A 21,298-nucleotide genomic window follows, 5' to 3' on the forward strand; every position below is an offset into this window, starting at 1 on the left:
GCCCGGGCGCGCCGGCCGCGACCGGCCACGCCGGGGCCGGCCCCCGCCGCCGAGCGCATGAGCAAGGTGGACACCGCCTGGCTGCGCATGGATGGCGAGGCCAACCTGATGCTCATCACCGGCGTGTGGACGCTGCGCCCGCGCATCCGCTGGCAGGACCTGTGCCTGCGCGTGCAGGAGCGGCTGCTGCGCTACGACCGGTTCCGCCAGCGCGTGCAGCACGACGCGACCGGTGCGCGCTGGGTGGACGACAGCGACTTCGACATCGCCCGCCACGTGCTGCGCGAGCACCTGCCGCGGCACGGCCGCCGGCCGGCCCAGGAGGCGCTGCAGGCGCGCGTGGGCGAGCTCGCGATGCAGCCGCTGGACGCCGCCCACCCGCTCTGGCAGATGCACCTGGTGGAAGACTACGAGGGCGGCAGCGCGCTCATCATCCGCGTGCACCACTGCATCGGCGACGGCATCGCGCTCATTCACGTGATCCTCTCGCTGGTCGATGGCGGCGACGCGCCGCCGCCCAGGCCGCGCCGGCCGCCCGCCGAGGCGGCCGAGGACTGGGTGCTGCAATCGCTGCTGCGACCGGCCACCGACCTCACGCTGCGGGCGCTGGGCGCGGCCGGCCAGCGCGCGGCCAGCGCCATCGCCCTGCTGCGCGAGCCGAAGCACGGCCTGGAGGCCTCGGGCGAGATCGCCCGGCTGGGGGTGCAGGTGGTGCAGGACGCGCTGGCCCTGCTGCTGATGCCCGACGACACGCCCACCCGGCTGAAGGGCCGGCCCGCGGCCAGCAAGCGCGTGGCCTGGTGCCCGCCGCTGCCGCTGGACGAGGTGAAGGCCGTGGGCCGGGCCCTGAACTGCTCGGTGAACGACGTGCTGCTCTCCTGCGTGGCGGGCGCGATCGGCGAGTACCTTCGCGCGCAGGGCGATGCGGTCGACGGGGCAGAGATCCGCGCCATGGTGCCGGTCAACCTGCGCCCGCTGGACGAGGCGCACCAGCTGGGCAACCGCTTCGGCCTGGTGCCGCTGGTGCTGCCGGTGGGCATGGCCAACCCGGTGGAGCGCGTGTACGAGGTGCGCAAGCGCATGAACGCGCTCAAGGGCAGCACGCAGCCGCTGCTGGCCTTCCTGGTGCTGGCGGTGGCCGGGCTGCTGGTCAAGCCGGCGCAGGACGCCATCCTGGACCTGTTCGGCCGCAAGACCACGGCCGTGATGACCAACGTGCCGGGCCCGCGCGAGAAGCTGAAGTTCCTGGGCGCCTCGCTGGAACAGATCATGTTCTGGGTGCCCCAGTCCGGCAACATCGGCTTGGGCGTGTCGATCCTCAGCTACGGCGGCGGCGTGCAGTTCGGCGTCATCAGCGACACCGCCCTGTGCCCGCAGCCGCAGCAGATCATCGACCGCTTCGAGCCGGAATTCGCCAAGCTCGCGATGCTGGCGCTGATGCTGCCCTGGGGCGAGGTGGACTGAGTCCCCGGCCGCCGGGCCTGCCGCGTCAGGCGGCCCGGGTCGCTTCCTCGTGCACTTCCTTGTCCAGGAGGCGCACGTACTCCTCGCGGTAGAGACCGCCCAGCGCCTGTGCCTGCGCGTCGTCGAGCACGCGGCGCGCCTCGGGGAAGAACTTCTCTTCCTCCTCGCGCAGGTGATGCTCCAGCTTGTGCAGCAGCTTGCCCAGCTCGGCCTGCCACTCGGGCGAGCCTTCCTGCAGCTTGTCCAGGCATTCGACCATCTCGTCCATCTGGTGGTGTTCGGAGATGCCGTGGCGGGCCGGGTCCACGGTGTCGTCGTGCTCGATCAGGGGCACGTAGAAGGCGCGTTCCTCCGCGGTCTCGTGCGCCGCCATCTCGAGCTTGAGCTCGTGGAACAGCTCGTGCAGCGTCGCGGCGGACGCGGAGGGCAGTTCACGCACCAGGCGGCGCTGGCTTTCGTGGCTGTCGACAAGGGCTTGAAAGATGTCCATGCCGCGCAGTCTGGGGGGCCGGGCGGCGCCCGGCTGTAGGCGCGCGCCGCGCTTCAGCTGTCGCCGGCGACGTCCGGCACGTCCTCGAGTTCCGAGAGCGCGAGGTCCACGTTGAGCTGCTCCATGGCGTCCAGCGGCTGCGCCAGCGCCGCCTCCTGGTAGAGCCGGGTCGCCTGCGCCAGGCAGGCGTCGCCTTCCAGCATCAGCAGGCCGTTGGCGTATTCGATGCGGCCGATGATGGAGGCCGGGTGGATGCGCAGCGCCTCCTGGAACAGGCGCAGGCCGGTCTCCTTCTTGGCACCGTGGGTCATGCCGCCGATGAGGGCGCCCACCTTGTCGATCACTTCCGCGTGGAAGGCGCCCAGCGCGACCTGGGCGTCGGCGTGCAGGGGTTGCAGCGCGATCGCCCGCTCCAGGGATTCCTTCACCCGCGTGCCCAGGCCCTGGGCCAGCGCCTTGGCCACGCTGATGCCCTGGCTGTAGCGGCCCAGCGCGTAGGCCTGCCAGTACCACGCGTTCGCGTTGCGCGGCTCCAGCTGGGCCAACTGGCGCGACCGGGCCGCGACCTCCATGAACAGCGCGAGCCGCTGCGGCTCGTGCGGCTCCAGGTAGTTCGCGTAGATGGCGGTGGCCTTGTTGGCGGCCGTGATGCCGGCGCTGCCCGCCGCCAGGCCTGCACGGGCGGCGGCCTCGAACTCGCCGGCATGGAACAGCGCCCAGGCCTGCAGCACCGCGGGGTCCTGCGGCATCGGCTCGGCGTCGCCCGCATGCAGCCGCGGCCAGAGCGTGGCGGTGCGTAACGGGTCGAAGGGGAAGCGCCCCCTTTCCGCGAAGGCGGTCCATGCGCCCATCGTTGTCTCCCTTAGCGACCCGTCGAAGCGCCCGCCGCGGGCTGGCCGTAGGCAGCGGCCAGGCCCAGCAGGTGGGCGCGCTGCCCGGGTTCCAGATAGGGTACCAGCAGATGCAGCACGTGGTGGGCCCCGCGCAGCAGCGCGGCCTGCGCCGGCTCGGGCTCGAGCGCATGGCGCGGGTCGCGCACGTACTCGAAGCTCAGCCAGTAGGTCAGCACCACCACCATGCTGGTGGCGGTGGGCTGCGCTTCGCGCGCGTCCATGTGCAGCGCGCCCGAGCGGCCCATGGACTCCAGCATGGCCTGCACCGCGCGGGTCTTGCGCTGCAGCACGGCTTGGAAGCGGGTCTCCAGGCGGCGGTTGCGCGAGAGCAGGTCGTTCAGGTCGCGGTAGAGGAAGCGGTAGTCGCGGATCAGTTCGAACAGGGTGTGCAGGAAGAACCAGGCGTCCTCCACGTCGCGCACGCCGCCGCTGGCGCCCAGCAGGTCGTCCAGGGCGCTGTCGTAGCGCTCGAACAGGCCGTTGACCAGTTCTTCCTTGGCCGGGTAGTGGTAGTAGAGGTTGCCCGGGCTGATGCCCATCTCGGCCGAGATGAGCGTCGTCGAGACATTCGGTTCGCCGAAGCGGTTGAACAGCGCGAGGCTGGTCTCCAGGATGCGCTCGGCCGTGCGGCGCGGTGCCTTGCGCGCCACCTCAGCCCGCCTTCGCCGCGACCAGGGCGTCCAGGTCGTCCAGGGTGTCCGACAGTCGCTCCAGGGCGCCGGCGAGCTGGCGCGGGCGGCTGGCGGCCATCAGGCGCCGCGGCCGTGCCAGCACGTCCTCGCGCAGCACGATGCCGTGGCGCGCGAGCAGGGGCCCGAGTTCCGCGCGGCGCGCGTAGAGCAGGTGGCGCGTCTGCTGGTAGGCGTGTTCCGCGAGGTGGCGGCGCTGGCCGTAGCCCAGCGGGTTGGCGCTGTACATCTCGGGGTCGGCGCGGTGCGGCTCCACCAGCAGGATGTCGGCGCCGGGATAGAGCCGCTCGTACTGCTTCATGCCCAGTTCCATGCGCGAGTGGATGAGCGTGCGGAAGGTCTGGTTCAGCACCGCCGGCAGCCCGCCCTCGGCGACCGGCCGGCCGCCGGCCATGGCCCGGGCGTCAAAGGGCACCAGCGGGTTCAGGCAGATCAGCAGGCGCGCGCCGTCCTCCAGCGCCACCGAGGCGTGCATGGTCTTCTTCAGCGCGCCGTCCACGTAGTGCCGGCCGCCGATGGCCACCGGCGGGAACAGGCCGGGCAGGGCGGACGTGGCCTGCACCGCGCGGGAGATCGGCACCGTGTCCCAGCCCGGGGCACCGAAAGGCGCCGCCTCGCCCGTGTCCAGGTCGGTGGCCACCAGGGTGAGGCGGGTGCGCAGTCGGCGGAAGTCGTTGCTGCGGCCGTGGCGCGAGAACAGCGTCGCCAGGCGCTTCTCGACCGCCTCGTTGGAGAACAGGCCCACCGGCAGGGCCGGCCCCAGCGCCTGCAGCGCCTGGGCCACCGGCCGGCGGCGCACCGCGCCCTGCCAGGCTGCGTCCGCCAGCGCGGCCGGCAGGCGCAGCGCGCGGCGGCCGAACTCGCCCCAGGCCGGCACCAGCAGCCAAGCCGGGTCGAATTCATCGCCGGGCTCGGGCCGGTTCTCGATGAAGGAGGCGCACAGCGCGCGCGGCGTGAGGCCGTTGGCCAGCGCGGCGGCCAGGAAGCCGCCCGCCGACACGCCCACGTAATGGTCCAGGCGTTCCAGGGCCAGCCCGTCCAGGGCCTCCTGCAGGGCGCACAGCGCGCCGATCTCGTAGATGGCGCCCAGCGGCCCGCCGCCGGCCAGGGCCAGGGCGATGCGGGTGGCGGGCGGCGTGGTCGTCATGCGCGGTCCAGTTTAGGACGCCCCGGGGGCTTGTTCTTTTGCGTTGCAGCAAGCAACAGAAAAAAGGGCGCCCCGCAGGGCGCCCGTGCAAGAACTGCCAGTCAAATCCGTTCAGGCCTTCTTGGCGGCGGCGCGGCGGGGCGCGGCCTTCTTCGCCGGGGCGCGGGCGGCCGCCTTGCGTGCCGGTGCGGCCTTGCCGCCCAGCCGGTCCACGCTGCGTTGCAGCGCGTCGATGCGCTCGACCAGGCGGCCCACGTCGGCCGCCGCGGGCACGCCCAGCTTCTTGAGCGCGCGGTTCACTCGTTCCTCGAAGATGCCTTCGAGCTTGTCCCACTGCCCCGAGGCCTTGGAGGAGATGTCCGTGGCCATGCTGGCCATGCGGCTGGTCGCCTCCTGCAGCTTGTCCTCGGCCACGCTCTGCGTCTTCTTCTGCAGGGCCACGCCCTCGCGCACCAGGGCCTCGAAGACCTTGCCACCCTGGTCCTGGGCCTTGGAGAAGGCGCCCAGGCCGGCGAGCCAGATCTGCTGCGCCGATTCCTTGACGAGCCCCTGCAGGGGGCTGCTGCCCGAACTGGCGTCCGCCGCCTGCGCGCTGGTCTTCGCGCCCTTCCTGATCTTGGTGACCATGGCCAGACTCCCATAGCGAATGAATGAATGCCTTGACTCTACGCCTTCATCCGGCCCGGTTTTAGGCGCGGCCTCCTAGAAAGGCGGCGGGTCATACCGGATGGGCAGGCCGGTGGCTTTGGGCAGAATGGGCCGCACCACGCCATCGGGGAGGCTTCCATGCACTACTTCGTCACCGGTGCCACCGGTTTCATCGGCAAGCGGCTCGTGCGCAAGCTGCTGGCGCGCAAGGGCAGCGTCGTCCACTTCCTGGTCCGCGAGGACAGCCTGGCCAAGGTCGCGGCGCTGCGCGAGTTCTGGGGCGTGGGGCCCGCGCGCGCGGTGCCCGTGGTGGGCGACCTCCGGCAGAAGCGGCTGGGGGTGTCCGCCGCCGACCTGAAGGCCCTCAAGGGCCAGGTCGACCATGTCTTCCACCTGGCGGCGGTGTACGACCTGGGTGCCGATGCGCAGCAGCAGGTCGAGGTGAACATCGAGGGCACGCGCAACACCGTGGACTTCGCGCAGGCGATCGCCGCCGGGCACTTCCACCACGTGTCCTCCATCGCGGCCGCGGGACTGTACGAAGGCGTGTTCCGCGAGGACATGTTCGAGGAGGCGGAGAACACCGACCACCCCTACTTCATGACCAAGCACGAGAGCGAGAAGATCGTGCGCACCGCCTGCAGGCTGCCCTGGACGGTGTACCGCCCGGCGATGGTGGTCGGCGACAGCCGGACCGGCGAGATGGACAAGATCGACGGGCCCTACTACTTCTTCAAGCTGATCCAGCGCCTGCGCCGGATCCTGCCGCCCTGGATGCCTTCCGTCGGGCTGGAGGGCGGGCGCATCAACATCGTGCCGGTGGACTTCGTGGTGGACGCGCTGGCCGCCATCAGCCAGCGCCCGGACATCGCGGGCCGGTGCTTCCACCTGGTGGACCCGGTGGGCTACCGCGTGGGTGACGTGCTGGACATCTTCAGCCGCGCGGCCCATGCGCCGCGCATGAACCTCTTCGTCAACGCCGCGCTGCTGGGGTTCATTCCCAAGAGCGTGCGCAAGGGCCTGATGGCCGTGGCGCCAGTGCGCCGCATCCGCGCCGCCGTCATGAAGGACCTGGGGCTGCCGGACGACATCCTCGAATTCGTCAACTACCCGACGCGCTTCGACTGCCGCGAGACCCTGGCGGCCCTGAAGGGTACCGGCATCGCCTGTCCCAACCTGCGCGACTACGCCTGGCGGCTGTGGGACTACTGGGAGCGCCACCTGGACCCGGACCTGCACATCGACCGCAGCCTGCGCGGCACGGTCGCGGGCAAGGTGGTGCTGGTGACGGGGGGCTCCTCGGGCATCGGCCTGGCCGCCGCGCACCGCTTCGCCGAGGCCGGGGCCACGACGGTGATCTGCGGCCGCGACGAGGCCAAGCTGGCGGAGGCCCGGCAGGCGGCGCAGGCGAAAGGGCACGACTTCATCACCTACCCGGTGGACCTGTCCGACATGGCCGACTGCGACCGCTTCGTGCAGCTGCTGCTGGACACGCACGGTGGTGTGGACTTCCTGGTGAACAACGCCGGGCGCTCCATACGCCGTGCCATCGAGGCCAGCTTCGACCGCTTCCACGACCTGGAGCGGACCATGCAGCTGAACTACTTCGGCAGCCTGCGCCTCACCCTGGGCCTGCTGCCGGCGATGGTGGCGCGGCGGCGCGGCCACGTGGTGAACATCAGTTCCATCGGCGTGCTCACGAACGCGCCGCGCTTCTCGGCCTACGTGGCCTCCAAGGCGGCGCTGGACGCATGGACGCGCTGCGCGGCGAGCGAATTCGCCGACCGCGGCATCACCTTCACCACCATCAACATGCCGCTGGTGCGCACGCCCATGATCGCGCCCACCGGCATCTACAACAACGTGCCCACGCTCTCGCCCGAGGACGCGGCCGAGATGGTGGTGCAGGCCTGCATCGCCAGGCCGGTGCGCATCGCGACGCGCCTGGGCATAGCCGGCGAGGTGCTGCATGCGCTGTTGCCGCGGGTGGCGCAGATCGTGATGAACACCAGCTTCCGGCTGTTCCCGGATTCGTCCGCCGCGCGCGGTGACAAGGGCGGCAAGCCCGGGCTCTCGCCCGAGGCGGCAGCGCTGCAGCAGATGATGCGCGGCATCCACTTCTGAAGCCCGGCGGGGGGCGTCCCCGTGGCGCAGGGCCGGCGTTCAGCTCTACAATGGAATTGCCTGAACGCGGTGGGTTTTTGCCCGAGGCGGGCGTTTGTGAGAACGAACTGCCCCCATGCCCTCATCGCACGCCCACAGCGCCTGTCACCCCGGATGCCCCGGGTGCGTCGTACAGGTCTTCCCGAAGTCCAACACGCACCCGTCCGCCATGGCGCGGCGGCCTGACCCAGGCCGCTGCTGCGCCCGGACAGGCGGCGCGCCAGCACGCGCGCCTGCCCGTCCGGCCCGCGTCCCAGCGCCGGCTGCGCAACTGACCTGCCACGATCCATGGACCTGCGACAGTTCTCGCTGTTCTCCGGCCTGCCCGAGCACCAACTGGCCCGGTTCGCGCCGCTCATCCGCACCCGGGCCTGCGCGCGTCGCGAGGTCGTCTGCCGCAAGGGCAGCCCGCCGGATGGCCTGTACCTTGTCTTCTCGGGCTCGCTGCAGATGGTCGATATCGCCGAGGACGGGCGCGAGACCGGTCTCGGCCTGATCCACCCCGGCGGCTTCTTCGGTGAGCTGTCGGTCATCGACGGGCAGCCGCGTTCGACCCAGGTCGTCGCACTGCAGCCCAGCGAGCTGGGCATCGTCCCGCAAGAGGCGGCGCGCGAGGCCTTCTCCGAGGTGCCGGGCTTTGCGCAAGCCATGTTGCAGCACCTGACCATGCAGGTGCGCCATCTCTCCAGCTTCCGTGCGCTGCTGGCGATTCCCAGCGCACAGCAGCGCGTCCACGCCTTGCTGCTGCACCTCGCGCGCACCCTGCCGGGCGGCCTGGTGGTGATCCCCGACCTGCCGCGGCAGTACGAGGTGGCGATCATGATCAACACCAGCCGCGAGACCGTGTCCCGCGCGGTGGCGCGGCTGTGCGCCAGCGGGGTCCTGCAGCGCGACCTCCACCGGCTGATCGTGCGCGACCCGCAGCGCCTGCGCAGCCTGGCGACGCAGCCCCTTCGTGCAGAATCGGAGCGTGCGTCCCGGGGACCGGGGTTTCGCGAGGATTGAATGACGACCAAAACAGCTGTCGTGACAGGCGTCACTGGCCAGGACGGGGCCTACCTCACCGCCCTGCTCCTGGACAAGGGCTACAAGGTGCATGGCACCTACCGCCGCACCAGCTCCGTCAACTTCTGGCGCCTGGAGGCCTTGGGCGTCACCGGCCATGAGAACCTGACGCTGGTGGAGTACGACCTCACGGACCTGGGCGCCAGCCTGCAGCTGGTGCAGCGGGCGCGGCCGCAGGAGATCTATAACCTCGCGGCGCAGAGTTTCGTGGGCGTGAGCTTCGAGCAGCCCACCGCCACCGCGCAGATCACCGGCCTGGGTGCGCTCAACCTGCTGGAGGCAATCCGGCTGGTCGACCCGGGCATCCGCTTCTACCAGGCCTCGACCTCGGAGATGTTCGGCAAGGTGCAGGCGGTGCCGCAGGTGGAGGAGACGCCCTTCTACCCGCGCAGCCCCTACGGCGTGGCCAAGCTCTACGCGCACTGGATGACGGTGAACTACCGCGAGAGCTACGGCATCTTCGGCGCCAGCGGCATCCTGTTCAACCACGAGTCGCCCCTGCGCGGGCTGGAATTCGTCACGCGCAAGATCACCGACGCGGCCGCGCGCATCCGCCTGGGCCGCCAGTCCGTGCTGGAGCTGGGCAACCTGGACGCCCGGCGCGACTGGGGCTTCGCCCAGGAGTACGTGGAGGGCATGTGGCGCATGCTGCAGGCGGATCGGCCGGACACCTTCGTGCTGGCCACGCAGCGCAGCGAAACCGTGCGCGACTTCGTGCGCATGGCCTTCGCGGCGGCCGGCTTCGAGCTCGAGTTCCGCGGCCAGGGCGAGCAGGAGGTGGGGCACGACGTGGCCAGCGGCCGCGTGCTGGTGCGCGTGAACCCGCGCTTCTTCCGGCCGGCCGAGGTGGAGCTGCTGGTCGGCAACCCTGAAAAGGCCCGCCGTGTGCTGGGCTGGGAGCCGCGCACCACCCTCGAGGCGCTGTGCGGGATGATGGTGCGCGCCGACCTGGAGCGGGTGGAAAGGGGCGTGTCATTTTGAGGATCGCCGTCACGGGCGCGGACGGGTTCACCGGCCGCCATTTCATTCGCTGCGCGCAGGCCGCCGGGCACCCGGTGCAGGTGCTGGACGCCGAGCTGACCGACGCCCACGCGCTGCGCGCGCAGGTCCAGGCCTGCGAGGCCGATGCGGTGCTGCACCTGGCGGGCCTGGCCTTCGTCGGCCATGGCGACGCGCGTGCCTTCTACGACGTGAACCTCTTCGGCACGCTGCACCTGCTCGAGGCGCTGGCCGCCACCGGCCGGCCGCTGCGGCGCGTGCTGCTGGCCAGCAGCGCGAACGTGTACGGCAACCGTGGCGGGGAGGCGATCGACGAGACCCGCTGCCCGGCGCCGGTGAACCACTACGCCAGCAGCAAGCTGGCCATGGAGCACATGGCGCGCACCTGGGCGGACCGCCTGCCCATCACCATCGCGCGGCCCTTCAACTACACGGGGCCCGGGCAGTCGCCGCAATTCGTGATTCCCAAGCTGGTGGATCACTTCGCGCGGCGCGCCGAGGTGGTGCGGCTGGGCAACCTGCAGGTGCACCGCGAGTACAACGACGTGCGCTTCGTCTGCGAGGCCTACCTGCGCCTGCTGCAGGCGCCCCAGGCGCCGGACACCGTCAACATCTGCACCGGCCGCACCTGGGATCTGGCCGGCGTGATCGCGCAGCTGCAGGCGCAGAGCGGCCATGCGCTGCGTGTGGAGGTGGACCCGGCGCTGGTGCGGGCCCACGAGGTCCACAGGCTCTGCGGCGACCCGGCCCGCCTGCGGGCCGCCGTCGGCGACATTCCGGCGCCGACCCTGGAGGAGACCTTGGCATGGATGCTTTCTTCGCCCGCCTGAGCCTGGCGTGCGCCTGGCGCGTGGCCCACGGGCCCGGCGGGGTGGCGGCGTGATGCGCCTGGACCGGGCCGGCCTGGAACGCGTGGGCGCCATCGCGCGCGACGCGGGGCGCGAGATCATGGCCGTCTACGCCGGTGATTTCAGCGCCACCCGCAAGGCCGACGATTCGCCCCTGACCGAGGCCGACCTGCGCGCCGACCGCGTCATCCGCAGCGGGCTGGAGCGCGAGTTCCCCGGCGTGTTCATCCTCTCGGAAGAGTCCGTCTCGGCGGCCACCGAGCCGCCGCCCGACTGCTTCTTCCTGGTCGATCCCCTGGATGGCACCCGGGAGTTCCTCAAGCGCAACGGCGAGTTCACGGTCAACATCGCCCTGGTGGCCGGCGGCGAGGCCGTCGCCGGCGTGGTGCTCGCCCCCGTGCCGGACGCCCTGTACCTGGGCGGGCAGGGGGTGGGCGCGTGGCGGCACGACAGCGCGGGCTGGGCTGCGATCCGGGTGTGCCCCGCCGCGGCGCAGCGTCCGCTGCGCGTGACCGGCAGCCGCTCGCACGGCGGTGAGGCCTTGCGGCGCTGGCTGGACGCATTGGCGCAGCCGCACGACTTCGTGGCCGCGGGCAGCTCGCTCAAGTTCTGCCGCCTGGCCGAGGGTGCGGCCGATGCCTACCCGCGCTTCGGGCCGACCTGCCAGTGGGACACGGCGGCCGGGCAGGCCGTGCTCGAGGCCGCCGGCGGCCGCGTGCTGGATCCGGCGGGCCAGCCGCTGCGCTACGGCCTCTCGCGCCCCATCCTGAACACCGACTTCCTGGCGCTGGGCGATCCTTCGCTGGTGCTGCCCCCGGTCTGAGGCGGGGGCGGGCCGGCATCAGGTCCGGCCGTAGTCGTCGGCCAGCCGGACGATGTCGTCTTCCCCCAGGTAGCCGCCGCATTGCACCTCGATGACCACCAGGTCCTCGGTGCCTATGTTCTTCAGCCGGTGCGTCTGCCCGGCGGGCACGTGGCGGTACTGGCCGGCCTCGGTGCGCAGGTCCTGGTCGCCGATGCGCACCTGCGCCAGCCCCTGCACCACGATCCAGTGCTCCGCGCGGTGCTGGTGGTACTGCAGCGAGATCGATTCGCCCGGCTTGATCCAGATGCGCTTGACCTTGTAGCCGTGCTCTTCCTTCAGGGTCGCGTAGCTGCCCCAGGGCCGCTGCACGCGCGGCGGCAGGTGGATGCTCTCGTGGCCGCGCGCGCGCAGGGCGTCCACCACAGACTTCACCTTCTGGGCCGAGTCCTTGTGCACCACCAGCAGCGCGTCGGGCGTGTCCACGACGACCAGGTCCTGCACGCCCACGGTGGCCACCACCTTGGGCGCGTGGCTGTCGACCTGCACGTGCGTGTTGTGGGTGTCCACCGCGACCACGTCGGCCTCGAAGGTGTTGCCGCTGGAGTCGGGCGTGTGGGCCTGGGCCACCGCCGGCCAGGAGCCCACGTCGCTCCAGGCGAAGCGCGCCGGGATGACCGTCACGTTGGGTGCGCGCTCCATCACGGCGTAGTCGATGCTGATGTCGGGCTGCAGGGCGAAACGCGCCGCGTCGAAGGTGCTGTGGTCGCCCTGCATTGCACGGCTGGCCATGGTGTCGCGGGCCGCGGCCAGCACCAGGGGCGCATGGGCCGCGAGCGCGTCCAGCAGCGTCTGCGCGCTGAAGCAGAACATGCCGCTGTTCCAGTAGTAGCGGCCGGTCGCCAGGTAGGAGGCGGCCGTTTCCAGGTCCGGCTTCTCGACGAAGCGCAGCACCGGCTGGCTGTGCAGGCCCAGGCTGGCGACCTCGACATAGCCGAAGCCGGTGTCGGGGTGCGTGGGCTGCACGCCGAAGAGCACCAGCCGGCCCTCGCGGGCCAGCGTCATGGCCTCGTGCGCGCAGGCGACGAAGCCCTGCGTGTCGGGCACCAGGTGGTCCGCCGCCAGCACCAGCATCAAGGTGCCGGGGCCCTGCGTCTGGGCCACGTGCAGCGCGGCGAGGGCCAGCGCGGGTGCGGTGTTGCGCCCGCGCGTCTCCAGCAGCATGTGGCAATGGGGCGGCTGGGCGAAGCCGGCCAGCACCTCCCGCGAGAGCAGCTCGTGCTCGTGGTTGGTGACCAGCAGGAGCTCGTCGGTGCCGCAGGCCTGGCCGCGGCGTATCGCCTGGCCGAGCAGGGTCTCGCCGCCCAGGCGCATGAAGGGCTTGGGGCTCGCCAGCCGGGACGCCGGCCACAGCCGCGTGCCCGCCCCGCCCGACAGGATGACGGACACCAGGCCCGCCTCGCTCATCGGAGCCGCCCCGGTTGCTTGAACTTTTTCATTCTGTCTGGAACCTCGCAAGCTTGCACCTCAACTATGGCACGGGAGCGGTCCGTCGGCACCCTGGGGTGGCGGCAGATGACGCGTGCAAGCCGCAGCGCATGCACGTCCAGGCGCCGGGGGACTCGGGTAACACTGCGTAAACTCATCGGTGGCGTGCGCAGGCGCTGCGCGGCCGCGGACGGGGCCTGGCCCGCGCGTGGGCTGCCGGGCCCGGGGTGGGGCGGCCGTGGTCCGGCTCCTGCAGGGCGCCAGGCCCGGGTGCAGGGCCCCGCGGGCCTCGTGGGACAATGAAGCGCATCAAGGATGCGTCGGGAGAACGCGAGGGATGTTCATTCTGTGGGTCCTGTGCGTGGCGGTCTCCGCCATCGCCTGCACGTTCATCGTGCGCTACGGCCGCTACGCCGGGCGTCGCTACGCGCTCAACATGCCGCAGCGCTTTCACGCCGGGCACGTGCCGCGACTGGGCGGCCTGGGCATGCTGGCCGGCTGCAGCTTCGGCTGGCTCTGGGGCACCTGGGCCGAGCGCTGGTTCGCCATCCCCGCCGGGCTGGGGCTCACCGGGCGCGTGGCGCTGGGCTGGTTCCTCACCTGTGCGCTGGCGGCGGGGGCCGGGCTGGCCGAGGACCTGACGCACCGCCTGCACGCCAAGTGGCGCCTGGGCCTGACGGTGGTGGCCGGCGGCCTGGCCGTGCTGCTGCTGGACCTGAACATCTCCCGCCTGGGCATCCCCCTGGTGGACGCCTGGTGGGCGGCCACCCCCTGGCCGGGGCTGCTGCTCGCGGTCTTTGCCATCGCCGGCCTGCCCCACGCCTTCAACCTCATCGACGGCTACAACGGCCTGGCCGGCACGGTGGCGGTGATCTGCTGCGCCGCCATCGCCTACGTGAGCCTGCTGCACGGTGACCGCCAGCTGGCCGCGCTGGTGGTGGTGACGGCCGGGGCCACCATCGGCTTCCTGCTCTGGAACTACCCGCACGGCCTGATCTTCGCCGGTGACGGGGGCGCCTACCTGTGGGGCGTGGTGATCGCCATGGCCTGCATCGCCCTGGTGGATCGCCACCCCGACGTCTCGCCCTTCTTCCCGGTGCTGCTGCTGATCTACCCGGTGTGGGAGACGCTGTTCTCGATCTGGCGCAAGCTCGCGCGCGGGCAGTCGCCGGGCATGGCGGACGCGCTGCATTTCCACCAGCTGATCTACCGCCGCATCGTGCGCAGCGTGATCGAGGACGACGAGGCGCGCCGCATGCTGATGCGCAACAACCGCACCTCGCCCTACCTGTGGGGCTTCGCGCTGCTCACGGTGCTGCCGGCCGTGCTGTTCTGGAACCGCACCCCCGCGCTGCTTGCCTTCACGCTGCTGTTCATCGCCAGCTATGTGTGGGCCTACGTCAGCATCGTGCGCTTCAAGGTGCCGCGCTGGCTGCAAGGTTGAGCGGCCGCAGGGCTGCCGGGGCTTGCGGCACAATTTGGGGATAGTCCCCCCACCCGCCATGACCGACACCCTCCAGATCGCGCCGCGCGACAAGGCCGAGATCCTTGCCCAGGCCCTGCCCTACATCCGCAAGTTCCACGGCAAGACGCTCGTCATCAAGTACGGCGGCAACGCCATGACCGACCCGGCCCTGCAGCAGGATTTCGCCGAGGACGTGGTGCTGCTCAAGCTGGTCGGCATGAACCCGGTGGTGGTGCACGGCGGCGGCCCGCAGATCGAGACCGCGCTGAACCGCCTGGGCAAGAAGGGCCAGTTCATCCAGGGCATGCGCGTCACCGACGCCGAGACCATGGAGGTCGTCGAGTGGGTGCTGGCCGGCGAGGTGCAGCAGGACATCGTGGGCCTGATCAACCAGGCCGGCGGCAAGGCCGTGGGCCTGACCGGGCGCGACGGCGGCATGATCCGCGCGCGAAAGCTGAAGATGGTGGACACCAAGGACCCCGCGGTGGAACACGACGTGGGCCAGGTCGGCGACATCGTCGCCATCGACCCCTCGGTGGTGAAGGCCCTGCAGGACGACCAGTTCATCCCGGTCATCTCGCCGATCGGCTTCGGCGAGGACAACGAGAGCTACAACATCAATGCCGACGTCGTCGCCGGCAAGCTGGCCACGGTGCTCAAGGCCGAGAAGCTGATGCTGCTGACCAACACGCCGGGCGTGCTGGACAAGTCCGGCAAGCTGCTGACCAACCTGAGCGCGCGCGAGATCGACGCGCTGTTCGAGGACGGCACGATCTCGGGCGGCATGCTGCCCAAGATCGCCGGCGCCCTGGACGCCGCCAAGAGCGGCGTCAATGCCGTGCACATCATCGACGGGCGCGTGCCGCACGCCATGCTGCTGGAGATCCTGAGCGACCAGGCCTACGGCACCATGATCCGCTCGCACTGAGCGCGCCACCGCCGCCGAGGAACGCATCCCCATGCGCCTGCTGCTCGTGGAAGACGACGTGATGGTGGCCAGCGGCATGAAGCTGGGCCTGACCGACGCCGGCTATGCCGTGGACTGGGTGGGCAGCGCCGAGCGGGCCGAGGAGGTGCTGCGCACCGAGCTCTTCGACGCCGCCATCATCGACATCGGCCTGCCGGGCATGGACGGCCTGGAGCTCACGCGCCGGCTGCGCCGCCCGGAGATGCCCAGCCACGCCATGCCGGTGCTGATCCTGACCGCGCGCGACGGCCTGTCGGACCGCGTTCAGGGCCTGGACCTGGGCGCCGACGACTACATGGTCAAGCCCTACGAGCTCCCCGAGCTGCTGGCGCGGCTGCGTGCGCTGCTGCGGCGCTCGCAGGCGGCCACGTCCGCAGTGCTCAGCTTCGGCCCGGTGGAGCTGGACACCGCGCACCGGCGCGCCGCCGCCCGGCACGAGGGCGAGCTGGTGCCCATCGAGCTGGGCCCGCGCGAATGGACGGTGCTGGAGTACCTGCTGATCCACGCCCCCAAGCCGGCCAGCAAGGAGAAGCTGCTGCAGGCGCTCACCGGCTGGGATCGGGAGATCACGCCCAACGCGGTGGAGGTCTACATCTCGCGGCTGCGCGGCAAGCTGGAACCGCACGGCGTGGCGCTGCGCTCGATCCGGGGCTTCGGCTACCGGCTGGAGATGCAGCCGCGCCCGGCCGCGGCGTGATGCTGCCCCTGCCCGGACGGCCCGCCGGCACGCTGGCGGTGGCCACCGGGCTGCGCCGCCGCCTGCTGCTGATGCTGATGGCGCCGCTGCTGATGCTGGCGCTGGCCAACGCCTGGCTGGACTACCGCTCCGGCGACAACACCTCGGCCCGGCAGGACCAGCGCCTGCTGGCCCTGCTGCCCCTGCTGGCCGACTCGCTCATCGGCCCCGGCAACACGCCCGAGGCGCCGCCGGTGATGCTGCTCGCGCCCGAATTGCAGCAGTTCCTGTCCAGCCCGAACGCGGCTTTCGCCGTGTTCGATGCCGACGGCAAGCTTCTGCGCGGCGAAGCCTGGCTGGACGGCTTCCCGCCGACCTCCAGCGAGCCCGAGTTCCACAGCGAGCAGAGCCGCGGCATCACCTGGCGCATCGTGCGCCAGCGCCAGCAGACCGTGCTGGGCGAGGTGGTGGTGGTGCTGGCCGACGGCACCGACCCGCGCCAGCAGTGGCTGCGCTCCATCCTGCTGCGGGTGCTGCTGCCCAACCTGCTGCTGCTGATGGCGGCGGCGATCTCGGTGCGCTGGGCGGTGGAGCGGGCGCTGGGGCCGCTGCTGGCGCTGCGCGAGGCCGTGGAGCGGCGCTCGCCCGGCGACCTGAGCCCCATCGACGAGGCCGCCTCGCCCGAGGAGGTGCGGCCGCTGGTGGCCTCGCTGAACCGGCTGTTCGACCTGGTCAACGCCCAGGCCGAGGGCCAGCGCCGCTTCATCGCCGACGCGGCCCACCAGCTGCGCACGCCGCTGGCCGCGCTGCAGGCGCAGGTCGAGGCCTGGGTGCAGGCGGCGGGAAGCTCCGCCCGGCCCCTGGCGGTGGACCCCGAGCACCTGGCCAAGCTGCAGGGCGCTACCCGGCGCACCACGCAGCTGGCCAACCAGCTGCTGGCGCTGTCGCGCGCCGACGCGCGGGCCATGGAATCGCAGCCCATGGAGCCGGTGGACCTCAAGGCGGTGTGCGAGGACGTGCTGGAGCGCTTCCTGGACGCGGCCGCCGCCAAGCAGATCGACATTGGCCTGGACACGCGCGAGGCCGCCGTGCAGGGCCACGGCTGGCTGCTGCGCGAGCTGCTGGTGAACCTGGTCGACAACGCCGTGAAGTACACGCCTTCGCGCGGCACCATCACCATCCGCTGCGGGCTGCGCCACGCGCGGCCCTACCTGGAGGTGGAGGACGACGGGCCGGGCATCGCGGCGCCGCTGCGGCCCCGTGCGCTGGAGCGCTTCCACCGTGGCAACGGCACCGGCGTGGAGGGCAGCGGCCTGGGCCTGTCCATCGCCGACGAGATCGCCCGCCTGCACAACTCGCGGCTGGAACTCGAGGCGGGCGAGGGCGGCCGCGGCCTGCGCGTGACGCTGCTCTTCGCGGGGTGAGCGCGCACTCAGGTCGCCGGGCCGGGTCCGGGCCCCTCCCGGCGCCATGGCGGAAACCCTAGGCTGGGCTGTGCGAGAATCATTTCGAACCAGCCCATCCATGCAGCAGCACACCACCGTGAGCAGCCCCGAGTCCACCGCCCTCCAGGAGCCCGCAACGCCCGCCCGCAAGCGCCCCAAGCCGGGCGAGCGGCGCGTGCAGATCCTCGAGGCCCTGGCGACCATGCTGGAGCAGCCCGGCGCCGAGCGCATCACCACCGCCGCGCTCGCCGCGCGGCTGGAGGTGAGCGAGGCCGCGCTGTACCGGCACTTCGCCAGCAAGGCGCAGATGTTCGAGGGCCTGATCGAGTTCATCGAGCAGAGCGTGTTCACCCTGATCAACCAGATCGCCGAGCGCGAGCCGCCCGGCGCGCCGCAGGCCGCCAAGACGGTGGCCATGCTGCTGCAGTTCGCCGAGAAGAACCCCGGCATGACGCGGGTGATGGTGGGCGATGCGCTGGTGTACGAGAACGAGCGCCTGCAGCAGCGCATGAACCAGTTCTTCGACAAGGTCGAGGCGGCGCTGCGCCAGGGCCTGCGCTCGGCCGCCGACGCCGAGGGTTCGGCCACGCCCACCGTGGACGCCCAGGTGCGGGCCTCGCTGCTCACCGCCTTCGTGGTGGGCCGGCTGCAGCGCTTCGCCCGTTCGGGCTTCCGCCGCCCGCCGTCGGAGCACCTCGAGGCCAGCCTGGCGCGCATGCTCTGAACGCCGCGCGGCCCCGGGCGGCCGCGCGAAGACCGTCACCGGATTTCCGCGTGTTGCGCATACGCCTTGCCGGCGAAGACCTGCTCCTGCATGCCAGCGGCGCCGCGGCCCTGCCCGGGCACGACACGCTGCTGGTCGCCGACGCGCACTTCGGCAAGGCGGTGAGCTTCCGCCGCCTGGGCGTGCCGGTGCCGCGCGGCACCACCCGCGCCACGCTGGACGCGCTCAGCGCCGCGCTGCAGGCCACCGGCTGCCGGCGCATCGTCTTCCTGGGCGACTTCCTGCATTCGGCACGCTCGCACGCGCCCACCACGCTGCAAGAGATCGCGCAGTGGCGCGCCGACCACGCGGCGCTGGACCTGGTGCTGGTGCGCGGCAACCACGACGCGCGGGCGGGCGACCCACCCGCCAGCCTGGGCATCCAGGTCGTTTCGGAGCCGCAGGCCCTGGGTCCCTTCGCGCTGTGCCACCACCCGCAGCCGCGCCCGGGCGCCTATGTGCTGGCCGGGCACTGGCACCCCTGCGTGAGCGTGCAGGGCCGTGCCTTCGACCGCCTGCGCCTACCCTGCTTCTGGTTCGGCGACGCGTCGGCGAACCCGGTGGGCGTGCTGCCCGCCTTCGGCAGCTTCACCGGCATGCACCGCATCGAGCTGCGGCCGGGCGACCGGGTCTACCCCGTGGCCGGCGAACAGGTGCGCGAGCTGCCGCCGCGCGGCTGAGCGGGTTCTGCCGCGGGCCTCAGGCGTCGATCCCGACGCCCACCTTGCGCCCGGCGGCGACGATCTCGGACCAGGTGGTGTCGTCCACCGGCAGGCCGTCCCGCTCGCGCTGCGCGCGGGCCTCGCGCTCAGGCTCGCCGGCGATGCGCACCGCGTCCTCGCCGGGGGCGGGCGGGCTCTGGCGCAGCCAGTCGACGAAGGCGAGCGCCTCCTGCTCGAAGGCGGTGGCCGTGCCCAGCCGCTGCGGATCGATGAGGATCGCCAGCATGCCGTTGACCACGGCGCGCTGGTTGCCGTTGGGCCGGTGCCAGGTGCCGCCGCCGGTGAGCGCGCCGCCCAGCAGCTCGCAGGCGACCGCGAGGCCATAGCCCTTGTGCTCGCCGAAGGGCAGCAGCGCGCCCAGCAGGCCGTTGGACTGCGGCACGACGACCACGCCGGGGTCCGTGGTCGGGCGGCCGTGCTCGTCGATCAGCAGCCCGGGTTCGACCGCGCGGCCCTCGTTGTGGGCGACGCGCATCTTGCCCTGCGCCACCCGGCTGGTGGCGAAGTCCAGCACGAAGGGCGGCTGGCCGGCCAGCGGCACCCCGATGCAGCAGGGGTTGGTGCCGAAGCGGCCGTCGGTGCCGCCCCAGGGCGCCACCACGGCGCGCGAGAGCACGTTGACGAAATGCAGGGACACCAGGCCCCGGGCCACCGCCAGCTCGGCGAAGTGGCCGATGCGGCCCAGGTGGTGCGCGTTGGAGAGCGCCAGGATGCAGCTGCCGCTGGCCTGGGCGCGGTCCATGGCCAGGTGCATGGCCTGTTCGCCCACCACCTGGCCGTAGCCGCGCTGGCCGTCGACCGAGAGCAGGCTGCCGGCGTCCAGCACCACGCGCGCGCTGGCGTTCGGCGACAGGCCGCCTTCCAGCACCGCATCCACATAGCGCGGCACCATGCCGACGCCGTGCGAATCGTGGCCGCTCAGGTTGGCCAGCACCAGGTTGGCGGCGACCTGCGCGGCTTCCGCCTCGCTGCTGCCGGCGCCCTGCAGCACCCGGGTGACGGATTCGCGCAGGCGCTGCGCGGAAACAAGGCGTGCCATCACATCACCGCGCCGATCTGCCAGGGCACGAACTCGTTCTGCCCGTAGCCGTGCTGCTCGCTCTTGGTGGCCTCGCCCGAGGCCGTGCGCAGCATGAGTTCGAAGATGCGCTGGCCCATGGCGGCCACGTCGCAGGTGCCGTCGATGATTTCGCCGCAGTTGATGTCCATGTCCTCCTCCTGCCGCTGCCACAGCGCGCTGTTGGTGGCCAGCTTGAGCGAGGGCGAGGGCGCGCAGCCGTAGGCCGAGCCGCGCCCGGTGGTGAAGCAGATCAGGTTGGCGCCGCCGGCCACCTGGCCGGTCGCGCTCACCGGGTCGTAGCCGGGCGTGTCCATGTAGACGAAGCCGTGCGCGCGCACCGGCTCGGCGTATTCGTACACCGCCTGCAGGTTGGTGGTGCCGCCCTTGGCCACCGCGCCCAGCGATTTCTCCAGGATGGTGGTCAGGCCGCCGGCCTTGTTGCCGGGGGAGGGGTTGTTGTTCATCTCGCCCTCGTTGATGCGGGTGTAGTGCTCCCACCAGCGCACGCGCTCGACCAGCTTCTCGCCGACCTCGCGCGTGGCGGCGCGGCGCGTGAGCAGGTGCTCCGCGCCGTAGATCTCGGGTGTCTCGGACAGGATGGCCGTGCCGCCGTGCGCGACCACCAGGTCCACCGCCGCGCCCAGCGCCGGGTTGGCGCTGATGCCGGAGTAGCCGTCCGAGCCGCCGCACTGCAGGCCGACCGTGATGTGCGCGGCCGGGACCGGCTCGCGCCGCACCGCATTGGCCTGCGGCAGCATGCCCTCAACGAGGCGGATGCCGTGCTCCACCGTGCGGCGGGTGCCGCCGGTGTCCTGGATGTTGAACACGCGCAGCGTCTCGCCCTCGCGCAGGCTGCTGTGCGCCAGCCAGGCGTTGAGCTGGTTGGCCTCGCAGCCCAGGCCCACCACCAGCACGCCCCAGAAGTTGGCGTGGGTCGCGTAGCCCGCCAGCGTGCGCTCCAGCAGGCGCATGCCCAGGCCCTGGGTGTCCATGCCGCAGCCGGTGCCGTGCGTCAGCGCCACCACGCCGTCCACGTGCGGGAAGGCGGCCAACGCGTCCGGGTTGCTGCGGCGGGAGAAGTGGTCGGCGATGGCGTGCGCGGCCGTGGCCGAGCAGTTCACGCTGGAGAGGATGCCGATGTAGTTGCGCGTGGCCACCCGGCCGTCGGCGCGGCGCAGGCCCATGAAGTGCGCCTCGCGCGGCGCAGGAGGCGGCTTGAGGTCGCTGCCGAAGGCATAGTCGCGCTCGAAGTCGCCCATGGCGAGGTTGTGCGTGTGCACGTGCTCGCCGGCCGCGATCGGCCGGCTGGCGAAGCCGATGACCTGGTTGTAGCGGCGCACCGGCGCGCCGGCGGCGATATCGCGCACGGCGACCTTGTGGCCGGCGGGCACCAGGCCGCGCACAGCAATGCCGTCGGCGCTGCTGCCGCCCACCAGCTGGGCGCGGGCGATCAGCACGTCGTCGTCGGGGTGCAGGCGTATGAGGGGGGAGAGGGGCATGGGTG

20 protein-coding genes are annotated in these 21,298 nt (G+C 71.9%); 12 read left to right on the forward strand and 8 right to left on the reverse strand.

Features of this window, described 5'->3' with window-relative positions; genetic code table 11:
- Nucleotides 1–1,464: wax ester/triacylglycerol synthase family O-acyltransferase (locus IM725_RS15500; RefSeq protein WP_407692531.1), on the forward strand; the 1,464-nt coding region annotated here is incomplete at its 5' end.
- Between the two features lie 25 nt (nt 1,465–1,489).
- Here IM725_RS15500 and IM725_RS15505 read toward each other — a convergent pair.
- The 5 genes from IM725_RS15505 to IM725_RS15525 form a co-directional block, all read right to left on the reverse strand.
- Nucleotides 1,490–1,954: a hemerythrin domain-containing protein gene (locus IM725_RS15505; protein ID WP_193781544.1), complete on the reverse strand. Its 465-nt coding sequence runs from the start codon at nt 1,952–1,954 to the stop codon at nt 1,490–1,492.
- A 53-nt stretch (nt 1,955–2,007) separates the two neighbouring features.
- Complete coding sequence (locus tag IM725_RS15510; protein ID WP_227753853.1) at nt 2,008–2,805, reverse strand: tetratricopeptide repeat protein; 798 nt, start codon at nt 2,803–2,805, stop codon at nt 2,008–2,010.
- 11 nt (nt 2,806–2,816) lie between these two features.
- Nucleotides 2,817–3,497, reverse strand: a complete 681-nt coding sequence (locus IM725_RS15515; protein WP_193781545.1) for a TetR/AcrR family transcriptional regulator — start codon at nt 3,495–3,497, stop codon at nt 2,817–2,819.
- 1 nt (nt 3,498) lies between these two features.
- A complete protein-coding gene (locus IM725_RS15520; RefSeq protein WP_193781546.1) occupies nt 3,499–4,683 on the reverse strand; it encodes a patatin-like phospholipase family protein in 1,185 nt (394 codons plus the stop codon).
- Nucleotides 4,684–4,794: 111 nt separating this feature from the next.
- Complete coding sequence (locus IM725_RS15525; RefSeq protein WP_193781547.1) at nt 4,795–5,310, reverse strand: phasin family protein; 516 nt, start codon at nt 5,308–5,310, stop codon at nt 4,795–4,797.
- 159 nt (nt 5,311–5,469) lie between these two features.
- Here IM725_RS15525 and IM725_RS15530 point away from each other — a divergent pair, with 159 nt between their 5' ends.
- The 5 genes from IM725_RS15530 to cysQ all read left to right on the forward strand — a co-directional run bounded on the left by IM725_RS15530 (nt 5,470) and on the right by cysQ (nt 11,229).
- Entirely contained in the window at nt 5,470–7,455 is a 1,986-nt protein-coding gene (locus IM725_RS15530) for an SDR family oxidoreductase (RefSeq protein ID WP_193781548.1), read from the forward strand.
- A gap of 327 nt (nt 7,456–7,782) precedes the next feature.
- Nucleotides 7,783–8,499: a Crp/Fnr family transcriptional regulator gene (locus tag IM725_RS15535; RefSeq protein WP_193781549.1), complete on the forward strand. Its 717-nt coding sequence runs from the start codon at nt 7,783–7,785 to the stop codon at nt 8,497–8,499.
- Entirely contained in the window at nt 8,500–9,540 is a 1,041-nt protein-coding gene (gene gmd / locus IM725_RS15540) for a GDP-mannose 4,6-dehydratase (RefSeq protein ID WP_193781550.1), read from the forward strand.
- Nucleotides 9,537–10,388, forward strand: a complete 852-nt coding sequence (locus IM725_RS15545; protein ID WP_265335009.1) for a GDP-mannose 4,6-dehydratase — start codon at nt 9,537–9,539, stop codon at nt 10,386–10,388. Before gmd ends, IM725_RS15545 begins: the two co-directional genes overlap by 4 nt.
- Nucleotides 10,389–10,440: 52 nt before the next feature.
- Nucleotides 10,441–11,229, forward strand: coding sequence for a 3'(2'),5'-bisphosphate nucleotidase CysQ (gene cysQ / locus IM725_RS15550; RefSeq protein WP_193781551.1), 789 nt, complete (start codon nt 10,441–10,443; stop codon nt 11,227–11,229).
- An 18-nt stretch (nt 11,230–11,247) separates the two neighbouring features.
- Here cysQ and IM725_RS15555 read toward each other — a convergent pair whose 3' ends face one another.
- A complete protein-coding gene (locus tag IM725_RS15555; RefSeq protein WP_193781552.1) occupies nt 11,248–12,675 on the reverse strand; it encodes a mannose-1-phosphate guanylyltransferase/mannose-6-phosphate isomerase in 1,428 nt (475 codons plus the stop codon).
- 358 nt (nt 12,676–13,033) lie between these two features.
- On the opposite strand from IM725_RS15555, the gene IM725_RS15560 reads away from it, so the two are divergent.
- The 6 genes from IM725_RS15560 (at nt 13,034) to pdeM (ending at nt 18,692) form a co-directional block, all read left to right on the forward strand.
- Nucleotides 13,034–14,140, forward strand: a complete 1,107-nt coding sequence (locus IM725_RS15560; protein ID WP_193781553.1) for a glycosyltransferase family 4 protein — start codon at nt 13,034–13,036, stop codon at nt 14,138–14,140.
- 58 nt (nt 14,141–14,198) lie between these two features.
- Nucleotides 14,199–15,089 (forward strand): acetylglutamate kinase, encoded by an 891-nt coding sequence (argB, locus tag IM725_RS15565; protein WP_193781554.1) that lies wholly within the window; start codon nt 14,199–14,201, stop codon nt 15,087–15,089.
- Between the two features lie 31 nt (nt 15,090–15,120).
- Nucleotides 15,121–15,825, forward strand: a complete 705-nt coding sequence (locus IM725_RS15570) for a response regulator (RefSeq protein WP_193781555.1) — start codon at nt 15,121–15,123, stop codon at nt 15,823–15,825.
- A gap of 38 nt (nt 15,826–15,863) precedes the next feature.
- Nucleotides 15,864–17,228: a sensor histidine kinase gene (locus IM725_RS15575; protein ID WP_193781561.1), complete on the forward strand. Its 1,365-nt coding sequence runs from the start codon at nt 15,864–15,866 to the stop codon at nt 17,226–17,228.
- 100 nt (nt 17,229–17,328) lie between these two features.
- Nucleotides 17,329–17,973 carry a nucleoid occlusion factor SlmA gene (gene slmA / locus IM725_RS15580; RefSeq protein ID WP_193781556.1) on the forward strand — a complete coding sequence of 215 codons (645 nt, stop codon included), beginning with the start codon at nt 17,329–17,331 and terminating at the stop codon, nt 17,971–17,973.
- Between the two features lie 50 nt (nt 17,974–18,023).
- Entirely contained in the window at nt 18,024–18,692 is a 669-nt protein-coding gene (gene pdeM / locus IM725_RS15585) for a ligase-associated DNA damage response endonuclease PdeM (RefSeq protein ID WP_193781557.1), read from the forward strand.
- 19 nt (nt 18,693–18,711) lie between these two features.
- Here pdeM and IM725_RS15590 read toward each other — a convergent pair whose 3' ends face one another.
- Entirely contained in the window at nt 18,712–19,773 is a 1,062-nt protein-coding gene (locus IM725_RS15590) for a malate/lactate/ureidoglycolate dehydrogenase (protein ID WP_193781558.1), read from the reverse strand.
- Nucleotides 19,773–21,293 carry a UxaA family hydrolase gene (locus tag IM725_RS15595; RefSeq protein ID WP_193781562.1) on the reverse strand — a complete coding sequence of 507 codons (1,521 nt, stop codon included), beginning with the start codon at nt 21,291–21,293 and terminating at the stop codon, nt 19,773–19,775. The genes IM725_RS15590 and IM725_RS15595 overlap by 1 nt, the downstream gene beginning before the upstream one ends.
- Nucleotides 21,294–21,298 lie beyond the last annotated feature (5 nt).

The sequence above is a fragment of the Ramlibacter aquaticus genome, from assembly GCF_015159745.1.
Taxonomy (GTDB): Bacteria; Pseudomonadota; Gammaproteobacteria; order Burkholderiales; family Burkholderiaceae_C; genus Ramlibacter; species Ramlibacter aquaticus.

Bases quoted from the DNA above. Each gene is read 5' to 3' on its own strand.
- IM725_RS15525 (WP_193781547.1), bottom strand. From the start codon at position 5,310: ATGGTCACCAAGATCAGGAAGGGCGCGAAGACCAGCGCGCAGGCGGCG.
- IM725_RS15530 (WP_193781548.1), top strand. From the start codon at position 5,470: ATGCACTACTTCGTCACCGGTGCCACCGGTTTCATCGGCAAGCGGCTC.
- argB (WP_193781554.1), top strand. From the start codon at position 14,199: ATGACCGACACCCTCCAGATCGCGCCGCGCGACAAGGCCGAGATCCTT.
- IM725_RS15505 (WP_193781544.1), bottom strand. From the start codon at position 1,954: ATGGACATCTTTCAAGCCCTTGTCGACAGCCACGAAAGCCAGCGCCGC.
- cysQ (WP_193781551.1), top strand. From the start codon at position 10,441: ATGCGCCTGGACCGGGCCGGCCTGGAACGCGTGGGCGCCATCGCGCGC.
- IM725_RS15560 (WP_193781553.1), top strand. From the start codon at position 13,034: ATGTTCATTCTGTGGGTCCTGTGCGTGGCGGTCTCCGCCATCGCCTGC.
- slmA (WP_193781556.1), top strand. From the start codon at position 17,329: ATGCAGCAGCACACCACCGTGAGCAGCCCCGAGTCCACCGCCCTCCAG.
- IM725_RS15570 (WP_193781555.1), top strand. From the start codon at position 15,121: ATGCGCCTGCTGCTCGTGGAAGACGACGTGATGGTGGCCAGCGGCATG.
- gmd (WP_193781550.1), top strand. From the start codon at position 8,500: ATGACGACCAAAACAGCTGTCGTGACAGGCGTCACTGGCCAGGACGGG.
- IM725_RS15520 (WP_193781546.1), bottom strand. From the start codon at position 4,683: ATGACGACCACGCCGCCCGCCACCCGCATCGCCCTGGCCCTGGCCGGC.
- IM725_RS15595 (WP_193781562.1), bottom strand. From the start codon at position 21,293: ATGCCCCTCTCCCCCCTCATACGCCTGCACCCCGACGACGACGTGCTG.
- IM725_RS15535 (WP_193781549.1), top strand. From the start codon at position 7,783: ATGGACCTGCGACAGTTCTCGCTGTTCTCCGGCCTGCCCGAGCACCAA.
- IM725_RS15590 (WP_193781558.1), bottom strand. From the start codon at position 19,773: ATGGCACGCCTTGTTTCCGCGCAGCGCCTGCGCGAATCCGTCACCCGG.
- IM725_RS15510 (WP_227753853.1), bottom strand. From the start codon at position 2,805: ATGGGCGCATGGACCGCCTTCGCGGAAAGGGGGCGCTTCCCCTTCGAC.
- IM725_RS15555 (WP_193781552.1), bottom strand. From the start codon at position 12,675: ATGAGCGAGGCGGGCCTGGTGTCCGTCATCCTGTCGGGCGGGGCGGGC.